We start from the raw sequence: 13,405 nt of genomic DNA, 5'->3' as shown, positions 1-13,405 counted from the left end.
AATATCCAGTTTTTGGCAAAACCCTTTATTTTTCAAAAATTAGGTACCGGTATCATCACCTTCATCCTCTTCAACATCATCCAGGTCAATTACCGTTGTATTACCGTCACCGTCCGTCTCTATGGCGCTATCATCACATTCCCCGTCACCGTAATCCAAAGTAACGATTTCCGAATTCTGGGTATTTACAACAACGCCACTGACATAATACCGGCATCGGGGCTCGCTTCGTAACGGTTCGGTGATTTGGAACGTATAACTGTCCCCATTGCTGAAAGTCGTTTCCCCGCTTCCGGTCGTTAGATTATAGAAGTTAAAGAAGGTTTCTTCATCACTTTCGAATACGGTTTCAGTGGAGTAGTTGCTGTTGTCCGTTGCTTCCAAACCATCCGGCCAGGTAAACATAAAATTCGATTCATGGGCATAGACCAGATTCCCTTCCTCGTTTTCAAAATCATAAATGGCCTGGGCACTTCCCGTAACAACTATGTCATTGTAGACGTAGTTTTCTAGCGTGTAGTCTATTACAAAGTCATTATCTTCACTATCCTCTGCGGTATAGCTTATTAAAATTCTACCGGAGACCACATCCCCGTTTCTAAGTTCACAAGCTTCCCCATAATCGATGATGACCCCAATGTTTCCTTCCTCATCCTCTTCCGAAGTGATATCCATACAACCAAAGGTCTTCTCGGTACTTACGGTTTTACTTGTGCTTGTATCTACCCCAAAGTTGTTGCCTACGGCACTATTTATTTCGTTAACTGCTGCTTCCAGTTCATTTTTTTCCATTTGGGTAATCACTGCCGCAGTATTAAATTCACCCGTGTCACTGCTTTCATTGTCATCCTGACAACTTAAAAGAAGTATGGCTCCCATGAACAAGGAGACTATCTTTACAATTCGCTTTTTCATAAGGCTTTAAATTTTTAGTATTGAAAAATGGATTCCAGACCTCCCATAGGCGATGGCAGGTAAACATACCGCTCAACAGACTTGTCAGATGTAGCCCCATGGGTTAAAACGCGTACAGTAGACACCTGATCATTGTAATGGATACGTATATCTATTCGTTGCGGAAAACGCGGTATAAGATCGTATTCTCGTATGAAGATAAACCGAACTCGAATAGGGAAAAAAAATGATATACTAATAGTCTGATTTTGTAGACGAAAAAAGAATTTTTATCGATAAGCGTTCACCAAAAAATGAGGGTCTTCTTACTAAAACAATATTAGTTATATCATTGAAATTCAGGTAATTAAAAAAATGGAATATTAGATAAGTCCATTAACGGTCTTTCTCAGTACCGTAAGATGGGTCAATAGTCGCTCCAAGCGATCCAAGGGCAGCATATTGGCCCCATCGCTTTTGGCGTTGGCCGGGTCAAAGTGGGTCTCCATAAAAAGTCCGTCTACCCCGGTCGCAATTCCCGCCCGGGCCATGGTCTCGATCAAAGCGGGTCTTCCACCGGTTACCCCGGAGGATTGATTGGGCTGTTGCAGGGAGTGGGTTACGTCCAATACCACAGGGGCAAATGCCTTCATGGTAGGGATGCCCCTAAAGTCTACCACCATATCCTGATAGCCGAACATGGTACCGCGATCGGTAATGATGACTTGTTCGTTACCGGAATCCGTTACCTTGGTGACGGCGTGTCGCATACTCTCCGGGCTCATAAACTGCCCTTTTTTAAGGTTTACCGTTTTCCCGGTTTTTGCGGCCGCGACCACCAAATCTGTCTGGCGTACCAAAAAGGCCGGGATTTGAAGCACATCTACATACGCGGCAGCCTTATCCGCATCCGACACCTCATGGATGTCCGTTACCGTGGGTACTTCAAAGGTCTCGGATACCTTACGGAGTATTTTTAGGGCTTTTTCATCCCCAATACCCGTAAAGGAATCGACACGACTCCGATTGGCCTTTTTAAAACTTCCCTTAAATATGTAGGGCATATTTAGTTTGTCCGTGAGCTTTACAATATGTTCGGCAATCCGTAAGGCCATGTCCTCCCCCTCGATAGCACATGGGCCTGAGAGTAGAAAAAAATTGTCGCCTTGGGTATGTTTGATCTGAGGGATGAGCGAGAGATCCATATCTTAAATTTTGCATAAAGATAGTACTTAAGCCTGGTTTCCTTTTTAGATTTAGCCTAACGAATCAAAATCTATGGGTAAACTGGTACTGCTGTGTTTTGTAATGTCCTTACCGCTTTGGATTAATGGACAACGCTTGGAAATCCAGGAAAAAGGGAGTGGCCTTATCAATTTGGAGCGACACCAGTTTAAATTCGACCTTTTTGCGCCGGGGCTGAGTTATGAGCTCGGCATTTTTAGAAACCAAACCGTTTCCACCAGTCTGGGTTTGGGTCTGGCTACCTATCAAGAAGGATATGCCCTGGGGCTGGCCTGGAATAATAGGTATCGTTACTACCATAATTTAAATAGACGGATAGCGAAGGGTAGAAATGTTTCAGGGAACTCTGGAAATTACATTGCTGCGGCACAGGCCATTTTCTTTTCCCAACTTCGCTTGGCCACGGATATTGATGGCCCCGACGATTTTAATCTAGGTTTTTATGGCCTGGTCTACGGTATTCAAAGAACCTACCCCAAAGGGTTTAATTTTAATATGGAACTCGGTGCGGGCTACTATCGGGGCGATGGTGCACTTTCCGGTTATGGCCCCTTGTTGAATATAAACTTCGGATGGGTGGCCACCAAACGGAAGTCAAGAAAACCGGTATTTGAATGAAATCGGATTTGCAATACACTTCTTCCATCCATGTTTTTAAATGCAAAAATAACTTCCTAAAAATCAACAACATAAAAATAATATAAGATCTGGTCGACAAGAGAAAATTAGGCGTATCTTTGCACGCTTAAAATCAAGGGTATGACCAGTACAAAGAATATTGCCATCATCGCGCATGTAGACCACGGCAAGACCACCTTGGTCGATAAGATCATGCACCATTGCCAGTTGTTTCGGGAGAACGAAAATACAGGCGATTTGATTTTGGATAATAACGATTTGGAACGGGAGCGGGGGATTACCATAGTCTCCAAGAATGTCTCCGTAACCTATAAGGACACCAAAATAAACATCATAGATACCCCTGGGCACGCGGATTTTGGTGGAGAAGTGGAACGAGTGCTGAATATGGCGGACGGCGTTTTGTTGCTGGTAGATGCCTTTGAGGGCCCCATGCCACAAACCCGATTTGTATTGCAAAAGGCCATAGATATGAAGCTAAAGCCCTGTGTGGTCATCAATAAGGTAGACAAAGAGAATTGTACCCCGGAAGAGGTACATGAAAAGGTATTCGATCTTATGTTCGAATTGGGGGCGGAGGAATGGCAATTGGACTTTCCCGTGGTATACGGATCGGCAAAGCATAATTGGATGAGCGATGATTGGAAAAAGGAAACGGACTCCATAGAACCCTTATTAGATATGGTCATTGAACATATTCCCAGTTTTACGGCGGAGGAGGGCAATACCCAAATGCTGATTACCTCCTTGGATTATTCTTCCTTTACCGGTAGGATCGCCATAGGCAGACTACAACGGGGAAGCTTAAGGGAGGGGCAACAGATTTCCTTGGTCAAAAGGGACGGAAGCCTCGTTAAATCAAAAATAAAGGAGCTCTTTACTTTTGAGGGTTTGGGCAGGAAAAAAGTTCAGGAAGTGGCAGTCGGGGATATCTGTGCTATTGTGGGTCTGGAAGGGTTTGAAATCGGGGATACCATAGCCGATATCGAAAACCCCGAGGGATTAAAGACCATTGCCATAGACGAGCCTACCATGAGTATGCTTTTTACCATAAACGATAGTCCATTTTTTGGGCAGGATGGCAAATTTGTTACTTCAAGACACATCAAGGAACGGTTGGAGCGGGAACTTGAAAAGAACTTGGCCTTAAGGGTAGAAGAGACCGATAGTGCCGATAAATTTATGGTCTTTGGACGGGGGGTGCTCCATCTTTCCGTTTTGATCGAAACCATGCGAAGGGAAGGTTACGAACTGCAAATAGGTCAGCCACAGGTTATTATCAAGACCATAGAGGGTACAAAATGTGAACCCATGGAGCAATTGACCATAGATCTGCCAGAGGAGGTTTCGGGGAAGGCGGTTGAAATGGTCTCCATTCGAAAAGGGGAAATGACCCATATGGAAGCCAAAGGGGGGCGAATGGTCTGTGAGTTCAATATCCCTTCCCGGGGAATCATTGGTTTAAGGAATCAATTGTTGACGGCCACGGCCGGAGAGGCCATAATGACACACCGATTTTTGGAGTACCAACCCATGAAGGGTGATATCCCGCAACGCCAGAACGGATCCTTGGTCTCCATGGAGAATGGGAAGGCCATTCCTTATTCCATTGATAAACTCCAAGAGCGGGGCAAGTTCTTTATCGATCCGGGAGAGGATATCTATGAAGGGCAGGTCATTGGAGAGAATTCTCGGGGCGATGATATGACCGTTAATGTCACCAAGACCAAAAAGCTTTCCAATGTACGTTCGGCAGGGGCCGACGACAAGGCTAAAATTGTCCCTGCCATAAAGTTTTCCTTGGAGGAGGCCTTGGAATATATCCAAAAAGACGAGTATGTTGAAGTTACCCCGAAACACCTTCGGCTACGAAAGATATTTTTAAAGGAAGTGGACCGCAAGCGAAATAAAATCGATTAATACTGTCTTTGAAAACCTTGAATCCGATTCAAGGTTTTTTGTTTTTGAGAGGTCTATTTTGTCAAATCGGTAATCTGCATGTCTTGTATTTGCGGCTTTACTATTAATTGCACAAGGCTGGATTTTTTTGAACCAATTGCCATGTAATTTGTATAAATTGAAGAAGCTAATTCAATTAAAGAAAATCGATTTACATGAAGCTAAGGGGAAAGAAAGTCTTGATTACGGGCGGCTCCCGTGGTATTGGGAGATGTATGATTGCGGAACTTATAAAACATGGGGTTAAGGATATTGCGGTAATTGCCAGGGATAAAAAAAATTTAGAGCGACTCTCCGAGGACTTTGAGGCGACAAATTTTCTGTTTGTCAATGGAAATGTGGGCGATATCGGAGTGCTTCGGGAAATGTCCTCTAAAATTGAGGATAGGTGGGGCCGTTTGGATGTGCTGATCAACAACGCGGGTATCGTTTCTGCCGGGGCCTTGGAGGATATCCCGGACGAGGAGATCTATGATCAGGTAGCCGTAAACCTTACGGCGGTACTGTTTCTTACCAAATACTGTTTGCCTTTGCTCAAATCTTCGAGGGAGGCGGCAATTTTAAATGTTTCCTCAGGTTTGGGACTTTTGGGCATGCCCTTTTATGCGGTATATGGAAGTGCCAAGGCAGGGATACGCCAATTTTCGGATTCCTTGAGGCGGGAGCTTCAACCGTTTAAAATCTCGGTAACCTGTGTATACCCTACTGCAACGGATACGGAAATGATGCAGAAGTTCAAGGGGCGCGAAATGGATTCCCCGGAATATGTGGCCGAGAGATCCATTCAGGCATTGATGAAAAAAGAACTGCATTTTATCTTTGGAGGGGAACAACGACTCAAGGACAATCGACTCAATTTTGAGTCCCCCAAGAAGTTCGACAAGCAGATTTCCGATAGCTATGACGACCGAAGGGAGGCGAGTCAATCGCACAGGGCCATTTGAGCCTTCAGAGCGAACAGCTGGCCTTCATCAAAACCAAAGTATGCACATATTTAAGCTTAGACAGCCCATCCGTAAACTGGAAAAGCGAAAGGGGGGATATTATTACTTTGAGATAGACGCGAAAATTGTGGATACCTTTGCCAAGAAAAGATCCACACGATTGGTCTGTACCCTAGAGGATTCCATTTCCTATTCCTGTGGCCTCAACCATCTGGGGAATGGTAACTTCTTTATTATCGTGGCGAACAAATACATCCAAGGTTTGAAAAAGGATTTGGGTGATGAGACCTCCTTTGAAATCAAGGAAGACCCCAATCCATTGGGAGTGGAAATTCCTGAAGTGCTCAAAGTTTTATTAAGTCAGGATGAGCATGCCAATTCAATTTTCCAAGCGTTGTCCGATGGTAAAAAAAGGAGTCTGATCTATACCATAAAGCCTATAAAGGACATTGACAAACAGGTACAAAGAAGTTTGGCGTTTCTTGCGGAGGAAGAACAAAAATTGAAAAAGAAAGGGAAATAGGATGGTTTAATCTATCGGGGCCTGATGCAATGCCGCCGCGGCCGCCCCAACGATACCAGCATGATTCCGGAGCTCTGCCGGTATTACCGGAGTATCGATTTTTATATACTCCCTAAACTGGTCAAAATCCTTGGAGGTACCCCCTCCCAAAATAATCAAGTCCGGGGACACCAACAATTCTACGAATTCCAAAAAAACGTTGAATCGCTTGCCCCATTTTTTGTAACTAAGCTCCTCGCGTTCCTTGGCCGAGGCCGCGGCCCAAGTTTCAATTTTTTTATACTTTTTGTAGGGAATCTGGCCTAGCTCAAAATTGGGGATCAGTTCACCATCCAAAAAAGCACCACTGCCCAATCCCGTTCCAATGGTAATCATAATCACCAGACCTCCCTTTCCTTTTCCGATACCATAATTCATTGTGGCATAACCTGCGGCATCGGCATCGTTAATGACCGTTACCGGAAGTCCCGTGATATTACTAAAAAGTTCCTTAACGTTTACCCCAAGCCACTTTTTGTGCAGGTTGCCCGGTGATTTGCAGATTCCATGTTTGATTACGGTAGGAAATCCACAGCCAATGGGCCCCTTATAATCAAAATGATCTACGATTTCCTTGAAGACTTGGGCCATATCCTTGGGTTTTTTAGATTCAGGAGTAGGAATCCTAAAGCGCTCCGTAAGCATTTCCCCTGTAAATGAATCTATTAAGGCCCCCTTCATCCCAGAGCCGCCAATATCAATACCAAGAACGTTCATCGCTAGATTTTGTATTACCGGGGCAAATGTAACAAAAGTTTTTACTTATGCTAATCCTATGTTGTAAAGCCGGTTTTTCTGTAGTCAAAAGTCATATAATCCGGTATCACCCTGCTCTAAAATAGGAATTAGCCCCTGTACGATTTCCATATTGTCCTTTGCAATGTTTCTGGACTCTTCCGGATCTTGGATATGGTCATAAAGTTCCAGGGTCGGTTCTTCCTCTCTATAGTATTGGGTCAACCGATACGAATCCGTACGAAGGGTAATACCATTCTTAAAATATCCATAGGCAACTCCATCCAATGGTTTTTGGTCAGATTCCATGGTATGCACAAAACTTTCCCCGTCAATGGAATGATCGATTTTAAGGTCACAAAGTTCCATAAGTGTCGGATAGATATCCACGGTTTCTATGATTTGATTTACTTTCCGATTTTGGTGTTCTAGATAGGGCGATTTAACAATCAAGGTACTTTTCAGGGCATTCTCGAACAAGGTATGTTTACCCCATACCCGTTGGTCTCCCAAATGCCAACCATGGTCGCCCCAAACAACGATAATCGTATTTTTGTCCAGTCCCAAAGTCTTGAGTTCCTTCCACAGTCTTCCAATCTGTGCATCGATGTAACTAATGGAGGCCAAATAGGCATGCCTCAATTTTTTGGCATAGGCATCCGACACCGCTTTTGATAAGCTCGCTTTCTCCTCACCCAGGGCATATTGATTGAACTCCCCACTTTCATGAAGGCTTTTCAAATGAATGTCTTCTGGAATTTTAGGGTAGGGGGCGAGCGGAATTCGATGGCTGTCATATAAATCCCAATACTTTTTCGGGGCATTGAAAGGCAGATGGGGTTTAAAGTAACCCACACCCATAAAAAAGGGTTCTTCTTTGTTTTTTAGCTCCCGCAATTTGGCGAGGGCAAGCTTGGTAGTGAGTCCATCCGGATAACCATCGTCATCTACATTACCTTCCTCATAAGGTTTTACTTGTTTTTTTAGGCTCTGCCGATTTTCCCCATTGGCATAGGCGAAAAAGGCATTCCATCCGGTTTCCCATTGTCCGGGATCAAAGAGCAGTTCGTTCCAGCTATGGGGCAGTTCCCTTTTTTTTGAAACGGGATCTTCATAGCCATATACCCATCCATCTGCGGAATGGCTTATTTTTCCTATACCTACGGTATGATAACCTTCCCTCTTGAATTTATGGATAAAGGTCTCGGGAATGGCTTGTTCCGGTTTGCCGGAGATTTCCTTTTCTATGGCTTGGTTGGATAGATGAATAGGTTTTGAGGGGCGCATGCCGGTCAATAGGGCATGGCGGGACGCTCCGCAGGTGGGTACTTGAACATAATGGCGCGTAAAATAAGATCCGGTCCGGGCCAGGGTGTCCAAGTTCGGAGATTTCACAATGGAGTCGTATACTCCCAGTTCCGTGCGCAAATCGTCCACGGCTATAAAAAGTAGGTTCGGCCTTATTTTCTTAGGAGGTGTATTTTTGACGCATCCCGAAAAAAAGAAAGTGATAACTAGAACAAAAAAAAGTCGAAACATCCAATAGCCTATTAAATCCTATGGTTCCCAAAGTAATCAAAAAATAGGATGTAGACCAAAAAGATAGGATTATAGGCCCGTTTTAAGCAGGTGCACTATTTTCACGATTAAAAAGGCCGGCATTTTTACGACCAATTCCGATTGGTTGATGACGGTTACCACAGTGATATCCAAATCCTCCAGATAGGCCAAATAACAAGTATATCCCGGATCAAAACCACTATGGCCCATGACCCTTCCCGTCTTTTTCGATTTATCGAAGAGCATTACGCCTAGACCATAGCCTTTCTTAAAATCCAGCATTTTCTGTAGTGTTTCCCGGGATTTAAAAAGAGTACCCCGGAACAATTCTTGGGCAAAGACCGTCAGATCGTCCGTATTGGTAAGTACGCCCCCTGCGGGATTCATTTTGTTGAAATGCAGGGTAAAACGGGTCAGGTCCCAATCGGTATAGTATCCTTTGAACATTTGGGGAACAACGTCATCGGAAGGTTGCAAAGAGGTGTTTTTTAATCCCAGTGGGATTGTAATTCTACGCTCAATGATGTCCGCAATGGTAGCATTGTCCACTTTTTCAGCTATCATTCCCAAAAGGATATAATTGGTGTTGGAGTAACCATATTTTCCCGGTTTATGGGTGGCTACCCCCAATTCCAAGGCAAAATCTACTCGTTCTTGAAGCGTATACTCCCGCTCCGGTTGGTTTTTGTAGCCGTTTAGATGTACCTGGCCTTTATTGAGATAGTCAAAAATACCACTGGTATGACGCAGGAGATGTTCCACGGTCAATTCCTGTTCATAGGATTTTCCATGGTACTCGGTCAGTTTTTTAATGGTGGACTCGTCCAAATATTGGATGACCTTATCATTTAAGGAGAGGTGCCCCTCTTCTTCCAGCTGTAAAATGCAGGCGGCCACAAATGTTTTGGTGATGCTTGCCGCGATGAACCGCTCATCACCGGACAGTGGAGTATCTCCATCCCTACCAACGTTCCCCGTACTGTATTTCCAATCGGCCGCGTTGGGATAACTGACCGAGGCGATTACCCCACTGGCCTCGGGGTTTATCCTTAAGTATTCATCGGTCAACGACATCAATTCCTTTTGAAGCGATTCGGACTGTGCCTGGAGTTTCGGATACCCAAGACAACAGCAGATACCATAAATTAGAACCAATTTTAAACGTTTACCTCCAATCATAACAACAGATTGTTTTACTAGTAAAGAGAGGAGGGTTCCTTAAAAGTGTTACAGAAAAAGCATTATTGGTAGACCAGACCAAGACGCACAAACCGTTTTCTTTTATATATTTTATCTGGGCATACAACCCAATATCATGGAACAAACCCGTCCTAGGACGGGTTTGTTCCTGCATTTGGAAAAATGATATATGATAGGCATTCTAAAGCTCTAAGATGGCTAGAGCTTTAGATTAAGCATTATCTCATGCGTACCGTTATCTATATTCCGTACCGAACTTTCCAGGGCAATCTCATAGGCATAGCCAATTTGCAGAACACCGGTTTTAAACATGAAAATTGCACTGACACTTTCATCATATCGGTATCCCGCTCCGAGATTAAAACGCTCATTGAAATCCAATAGGGCCGTTACGTCCAAGGAAAGTGGTGATGCATCTACATAACGCAACAGGGCCATGGGTTTGAGCAAGATAGTACTGCTTAAGGGGATATCATAACCACCGGCCAGATACATGTGGATTTTATCGGTACCCAACCGGGCCAATCCATCATTTTGCTCCAATCTGTCCGGAATCAAGATTTTGGGTACGGAAAAGGATATGAAATAGGTATCGTTCTTCAGATATACCCCCGCCCCGATATTTGGTGTAAAACGCCCATCGATGTTCATTAACGAGGGATCTTGCTGAATACCGTAGGTCAACAACCCGTCCGTATTGGCATCGTAGGAGGCGAAACCACCCTTAAGGCCTAAATACAGGACGTGTGACTCGTTCAAGGTCAGTTTATAGGAAAAATCCAGGGATATGGCCGTTTGTCGCTCAATAAATGTCTTATCGTTAATCACCGACAGGCCAAGCCCGACATTCTTCCCCACAGGAGTTCCAAAAATCACGCTTTGTGTTTCGGGGGCACCCTGGACGCTGGCCCATTGGCTTCTTACATTAACTCCGATATCCGTTGTTTCATTGGCACCGGCAAATGCAGGATTGATCAGGTTCATATTATATCGATAAAACGTGTAATTGGGGTCTTGTTGCGCTGATAACGTTTTCGCCACTAGAAGCAAGGCTATAACGATATAAAGGTTTTTAAGTTTCATGGTTTGATTTGTTCGGCATTACTACTTGATAAGTGGCCAATCCCTTTTCAGAGTTCCTCCATTATTTGGACTAAAACATATTCATCGGTGTGTTTATCACAAGCATTACGGCCGATATCATCACCCTTCGTCTTGATGCTCTTATTTAATTCCGCCCTCAATTTATAGAAGTCCAGTATTCATTGGAATAGATGAAAAAACTTGCTGTTTGTTCATATTATCGGAATCGATGACCACTAGATCCTGGGCCACCATGGATGTACTAAATGCTATCAGGAATAAAGCCATGCAAAATGCATGTACCTGAGGGAACTTTTTTGAATTCATGTGGTTTGGTATTCCGTTAAACTGTTTAATTTTACTGATTAACGGACTAAAACCTATTTTTATTTAAGAATAAACTTACATATGTTGTAAACTTGAACATATGTGTTGTGAAAAGGTATTGATATGATTTATGAAGAAAGTATGATACAGGAAGTGCTTTGTTCTGCTGACGATTTATAGTGGTCAAATGAATCTTTTCTTTTAACGGTTTTCGGATTAAAAAACGATAAAGTACCGCCAGTTTTCCAAATTTTCCAATCTTTTGCTCCCTGATTTCTTTGGATAGTGGGGGACACACCAAAAGATTGTGGCGATAATGCACTATGCCCCTAATAGGAAAGTTTTATTTTTAACGGGAGATGATCCGAAAATCCATTGGGCTGAAAATTCGGGTTTTCGGATTTATACCGAAATGGGCGCGGTCTTCCACTTGCCGTGGCCAATATGGGATCATCAATGATATCAAAGCTATCCAGATCCGCTTCCAGACCATTTCCGGAAAGCAGTCCCCTGCTAACGACCAATTGATCCAACATTTGGTAGCGATTGGTAAAGGTAGTACCATCCCTAAGGCCACTTAAAAAATAGGTTCCCGTATTGCCCAAGGGGGATTTGTTCATAAGCCTGGTACTTATATTATATAGGAAGACATCCTGTTGTCTGTATTTGGAAGTTTCCTCGAATTTATCGATGTCATTGGTGCCTCCCTTAACCTTGTCCAGATCACGGGAAGCCCTTAAGTGTTTAATAAGACTGCGGTCAAATGGCTCATCGTTGAAATCCCCTACTACGATTACCTTGCTCTCCCATTTCGCCTGAACTGAAGCGAGATCGACTGCAGTGCGTAAGTCTTCATATTCCCCGGGTTGCACTTTAACGTGGTCCTCCACCAGGTACGCGATATGTTCCGCTACCGCGATTCGTAAGGGTTCGGACTCGTATTGCCCGCGACTCCTGGAAGGCCAATGTGCCGCTATGACTACAAATTCCTCCCCAGTCGCATTAATTCGAAAAACGACCTCGAAAATATCCCGGGTACGATAGCGCAAATGTACCAGATGGGACGTTTTGGAAACCACGGTAAGTTTATTGGGATTAAAAGCCATGGCGACATCGATGCCACGTAGGTCACTGGTACCCGATTCGTCCAGCACCACCTCCAAATGGTTCATACCTGCCTCTTCCAATAAGTCCTCCAATAGGGCGTCTTTTTCTATTTCACAGACGGCCAGAAGGTCTATACCCTCATTGGGCCAAAGTAAGTTCATACCCGTGGCGAGATTGGCTTTTTTTATCTGGAACACTTCATCGGTCCATCCATTTTCTGGGGTAAAACTAAAGTCATTGGAAATGGAATCGTCATCCGTGTCGAAGAAATTTTGAAGATTCCACCAAGCAAAATTTAAATCGGGCATATCGAACTATTTTAAGGATTGGTATTCAATCAGTATCACAAATACATTAAAGAAATTTAGCTTAAGGGTAAAGTAGTCTTTACTAAATTGCTATATCTGTCAAATTTTACAATAAAAGTAGGAATTATAGTAAATAATCGATGTTGTATTGTAGGGTTTTACGTATTTTATGTATAAATGGTAGCTTTTAGGACATAGCAGGAAATGCCCCTTACCTTGAATCAACCAAACCGTTAAAACTCCAAAATGTCCCAATAGCCTCATTCTACCCTAGTATAAAAGCGTAAATTGGGGCTGATACAACAAGTTGGCGTTCGTTTAAAAAATCGATCAAAACATGAAAAAATTAGCATACGATATCGTCATTAACAAACCACAGGACTTTGTGTTCAACAAGATTACGGATAAGTCTGTATATCCAGACTGGGCGAAAGCTTGGGGCGACGGAATGACTTATGAGGGGGAATGGAAGAAAGGTGGATTCCTATCTTACTTTGATAATAGCCAAGGCGGTACAAAAGTAGTTTTTGAAGAGTTCAAGCCCAATGCCTATATAAGGGCCAAACATATTGCCATGGTAGATCAGGATAATAATGAAGTTGAACTGACGGATAAAACGATGGAAAAGTGGATTGGTTCCTTGGAGGAATACTTTTTTAAAAAAGAGAATGACCAAATCACAAAACTTGAAATCGTTATGACGGTTGATAAAGTATTTCAAGAAATGTTCGATACAACTTGGCCAAGGGCGTTGCAATATTTTAGGGAAGTCTGCGAGTCATAGACCGAATAAGACCATAGAAAAAACAAAGGTCGGCACTAAACTGAAAGTTAAGCGCAGA

Annotated in this window: 12 protein-coding genes; 5 read left to right on the top strand and 7 right to left on the bottom strand. The window is 43.4% G+C overall.

Features of this window, described 5'->3' with window-relative positions; translation table 11 throughout:
* Positions 1 to 39 precede the first annotated feature (39 nt).
* Positions 40 to 915 carry a hypothetical protein gene (locus ACO06Y_RS23215; RefSeq protein ID WP_422081453.1) on the bottom strand — a complete coding sequence of 292 codons (876 nt, stop codon included), beginning with the start codon at positions 913 to 915 and terminating at the stop codon, positions 40 to 42.
* Positions 916 to 1,277: 362 nt separating this feature from the next.
* Positions 1,278 to 2,099: a 3-deoxy-8-phosphooctulonate synthase gene (kdsA, locus tag ACO06Y_RS23210; protein WP_422081452.1), complete on the bottom strand. Its 822-nt coding sequence runs from the start codon at positions 2,097 to 2,099 to the stop codon at positions 1,278 to 1,280.
* A gap of 73 nt (positions 2,100 to 2,172) precedes the next feature.
* Here kdsA and ACO06Y_RS23205 point away from each other — a divergent pair, with 73 nt between their 5' ends.
* The 4 genes from ACO06Y_RS23205 to ACO06Y_RS23190 all read left to right on the top strand — a co-directional run bounded on the left by ACO06Y_RS23205 (position 2,173) and on the right by ACO06Y_RS23190 (position 6,204).
* Positions 2,173 to 2,757 carry a hypothetical protein gene (locus ACO06Y_RS23205; protein ID WP_422081451.1) on the top strand — a complete coding sequence of 195 codons (585 nt, stop codon included), beginning with the start codon at positions 2,173 to 2,175 and terminating at the stop codon, positions 2,755 to 2,757.
* A 141-nt stretch (positions 2,758 to 2,898) separates the two neighbouring features.
* Positions 2,899 to 4,698 carry a translational GTPase TypA gene (gene typA, locus ACO06Y_RS23200; protein ID WP_422081449.1) on the top strand — a complete coding sequence of 600 codons (1,800 nt, stop codon included), beginning with the start codon at positions 2,899 to 2,901 and terminating at the stop codon, positions 4,696 to 4,698.
* Between the two features lie 194 nt (positions 4,699 to 4,892).
* A complete protein-coding gene (locus ACO06Y_RS23195; RefSeq protein ID WP_422081448.1) occupies positions 4,893 to 5,681 on the top strand; it encodes an SDR family NAD(P)-dependent oxidoreductase in 789 nt (262 codons plus the stop codon).
* A 40-nt stretch (positions 5,682 to 5,721) separates the two neighbouring features.
* Positions 5,722 to 6,204: a YdeI/OmpD-associated family protein gene (locus tag ACO06Y_RS23190; protein WP_422081447.1), complete on the top strand. Its 483-nt coding sequence runs from the start codon at positions 5,722 to 5,724 to the stop codon at positions 6,202 to 6,204.
* 6 nt (positions 6,205 to 6,210) lie between these two features.
* On the opposite strand, the gene ppgK is transcribed toward ACO06Y_RS23190, so the two are convergent.
* From ppgK to ACO06Y_RS23165, 5 genes are all read right to left on the bottom strand, one after another.
* Positions 6,211 to 6,960, bottom strand: coding sequence for a polyphosphate--glucose phosphotransferase (ppgK, locus tag ACO06Y_RS23185; RefSeq protein ID WP_422081446.1), 750 nt, complete (start codon positions 6,958 to 6,960; stop codon positions 6,211 to 6,213).
* A gap of 84 nt (positions 6,961 to 7,044) precedes the next feature.
* The gene (locus ACO06Y_RS23180) at positions 7,045 to 8,517 is read right to left on the bottom strand and encodes a sulfatase (protein ID WP_422081444.1); all 1,473 of its coding nucleotides are present in this window, start codon (positions 8,515 to 8,517) and stop codon (positions 7,045 to 7,047) included.
* 69 nt (positions 8,518 to 8,586) lie between these two features.
* The gene (locus tag ACO06Y_RS23175) at positions 8,587 to 9,717 is read right to left on the bottom strand and encodes a serine hydrolase domain-containing protein (RefSeq protein WP_422081443.1); all 1,131 of its coding nucleotides are present in this window, start codon (positions 9,715 to 9,717) and stop codon (positions 8,587 to 8,589) included.
* Between the two features lie 219 nt (positions 9,718 to 9,936).
* The gene (locus tag ACO06Y_RS23170; protein ID WP_422081442.1) at positions 9,937 to 10,821 is read right to left on the bottom strand and encodes a type IX secretion system membrane protein PorP/SprF; all 885 of its coding nucleotides are present in this window, start codon (positions 10,819 to 10,821) and stop codon (positions 9,937 to 9,939) included.
* A gap of 656 nt (positions 10,822 to 11,477) precedes the next feature.
* Positions 11,478 to 12,563 carry an endonuclease/exonuclease/phosphatase family protein gene (locus ACO06Y_RS23165; RefSeq protein ID WP_422081441.1) on the bottom strand — a complete coding sequence of 362 codons (1,086 nt, stop codon included), beginning with the start codon at positions 12,561 to 12,563 and terminating at the stop codon, positions 11,478 to 11,480.
* Positions 12,564 to 12,900: 337 nt separating this feature from the next.
* Between ACO06Y_RS23165 and ACO06Y_RS23160 the strand changes: the two genes are divergently transcribed.
* Entirely contained in the window at positions 12,901 to 13,347 is a 447-nt protein-coding gene (locus tag ACO06Y_RS23160; protein WP_422081440.1) for a hypothetical protein, read from the top strand.
* The last annotated feature ends 58 nt before the right edge of the window (positions 13,348 to 13,405 follow it).

Origin of the sequence: Ulvibacterium sp. (genome assembly GCF_965228935.1) — a bacterium.
GTDB lineage: Bacteria > Bacteroidota > Bacteroidia > Flavobacteriales > Flavobacteriaceae > Ulvibacterium.
The sequence above is the reverse complement of the archived record's forward strand: the minus strand, read 5'-3'. Positions and strand labels throughout refer to the sequence as shown.

Excerpts from the sequence above, each read along its gene's own strand:
- ACO06Y_RS23215 (WP_422081453.1), bottom strand. The coding sequence starts at position 915 with ATGAAAAAGCGAATTGTAAAGATAGTCTCCTTGTTCATGGGAGCCATA.
- kdsA (WP_422081452.1), bottom strand. The coding sequence starts at position 2,099 with ATGGATCTCTCGCTCATCCCTCAGATCAAACATACCCAAGGCGACAAT.
- ACO06Y_RS23205 (WP_422081451.1), top strand. The coding sequence starts at position 2,173 with ATGGGTAAACTGGTACTGCTGTGTTTTGTAATGTCCTTACCGCTTTGG.
- typA (WP_422081449.1), top strand. The coding sequence starts at position 2,899 with ATGACCAGTACAAAGAATATTGCCATCATCGCGCATGTAGACCACGGC.
- ACO06Y_RS23195 (WP_422081448.1), top strand. The coding sequence starts at position 4,893 with ATGAAGCTAAGGGGAAAGAAAGTCTTGATTACGGGCGGCTCCCGTGGT.
- ACO06Y_RS23190 (WP_422081447.1), top strand. The coding sequence starts at position 5,722 with ATGCACATATTTAAGCTTAGACAGCCCATCCGTAAACTGGAAAAGCGA.
- ppgK (WP_422081446.1), bottom strand. The coding sequence starts at position 6,960 with ATGAACGTTCTTGGTATTGATATTGGCGGCTCTGGGATGAAGGGGGCC.
- ACO06Y_RS23180 (WP_422081444.1), bottom strand. The coding sequence starts at position 8,517 with ATGTTTCGACTTTTTTTTGTTCTAGTTATCACTTTCTTTTTTTCGGGA.
- ACO06Y_RS23175 (WP_422081443.1), bottom strand. The coding sequence starts at position 9,717 with ATGATTGGAGGTAAACGTTTAAAATTGGTTCTAATTTATGGTATCTGC.
- ACO06Y_RS23170 (WP_422081442.1), bottom strand. The coding sequence starts at position 10,821 with ATGAAACTTAAAAACCTTTATATCGTTATAGCCTTGCTTCTAGTGGCG.
- ACO06Y_RS23165 (WP_422081441.1), bottom strand. The coding sequence starts at position 12,563 with ATGCCCGATTTAAATTTTGCTTGGTGGAATCTTCAAAATTTCTTCGAC.
- ACO06Y_RS23160 (WP_422081440.1), top strand. The coding sequence starts at position 12,901 with ATGAAAAAATTAGCATACGATATCGTCATTAACAAACCACAGGACTTT.